Annotated in this window: 1 rRNA gene; it reads left to right on the top strand. The window is 53.6% G+C overall.

Features of this window, described 5'->3' with window-relative positions:
* Positions 1-37: 37 nt before the first annotated feature.
* Positions 38-1492 (top strand): 16S ribosomal RNA (locus ACTYA4_RS22025); the annotation flags it as partial.

Below are 1492 nucleotides of genomic sequence, written 5' to 3'. Positions count from 1 at the left end.
AAAAAGCTAGAGTTTAGCAATGAGCTAATCTTACTCTTATATGGAGAGTTTGATCCTGGCTCAGGACGAACGCTGGCGGCGTGCCTAATACATGCAAGTCGAGCGGACTTAAAAAGCTTGCTTTTTAAGTTAGCGGCGGACGGGTGAGTAACACGTGGGCAACCTGCCTGTAAGACTGGGATAACTTCGGGAAACCGGAGCTAATACCGGATAATCCTTTTCTACACATGTAGAAAAGCTGAAAGACGGTTTCGGCTGTCACTTACAGATGGGCCCGCGGCGCATTAGCTAGTTGGTGAGGTAACGGCTCACCAAGGCGACGATGCGTAGCCGACCTGAGAGGGTGATCGGCCACACTGGGACTGAGACACGGCCCAGACTCCTACGGGAGGCAGCAGTAGGGAATCTTCCGCAATGGACGAAAGTCTGACGGAGCAACGCCGCGTGAGTGATGAAGGTTTTCGGATCGTAAAACTCTGTTGTTAGGGAAGAACAAGTACGAGAGTAACTGCTCGTACCTTGACGGTACCTAACCAGAAAGCCACGGCTAACTACGTGCCAGCAGCCGCGGTAATACGTAGGTGGCAAGCGTTGTCCGGAATTATTGGGCGTAAAGCGCGCGCAGGCGGTCCTTTAAGTCTGATGTGAAAGCCCACGGCTCAACCGTGGAGGGTCATTGGAAACTGGGGGACTTGAGTGCAGAAGAGGAGAGTGGAATTCCACGTGTAGCGGTGAAATGCGTAGAGATGTGGAGGAACACCAGTGGCGAAGGCGACTCTCTGGTCTGTAACTGACGCTGAGGCGCGAAAGCGTGGGGAGCGAACAGGATTAGATACCCTGGTAGTCCACGCCGTAAACGATGAGTGCTAAGTGTTAGAGGGTTTCCGCCCTTTAGTGCTGCAGCAAACGCATTAAGCACTCCGCCTGGGGAGTACGGCCGCAAGGCTGAAACTCAAAGGAATTGACGGGGGCCCGCACAAGCGGTGGAGCATGTGGTTTAATTCGAAGCAACGCGAAGAACCTTACCAGGTCTTGACATCTCCTGACAATCCTAGAGATAGGACGTTCCCCTTCGGGGGACAGGATGACAGGTGGTGCATGGTTGTCGTCAGCTCGTGTCGTGAGATGTTGGGTTAAGTCCCGCAACGAGCGCAACCCTTGATCTTAGTTGCCAGCATTCAGTTGGGCACTCTAAGGTGACTGCCGGTGACAAACCGGAGGAAGGTGGGGATGACGTCAAATCATCATGCCCCTTATGACCTGGGCTACACACGTGCTACAATGGATGGTACAAAGGGCAGCAAAACCGCGAGGTCGAGCAAATCCCATAAAACCATTCTCAGTTCGGATTGTAGGCTGCAACTCGCCTACATGAAGCCGGAATCGCTAGTAATCGCGGATCAGCATGCCGCGGTGAATACGTTCCCGGGCCTTGTACACACCGCCCGTCACACCACGAGAGTTTGTAACACCCGAAGTCGGTGGGGTAACC

This window comes from Niallia yueguangensis (genome assembly GCF_052663115.1).
The sequence above is the reverse complement of the archived record's forward strand: the minus strand, read 5'-3'. Positions and strand labels throughout refer to the sequence as shown.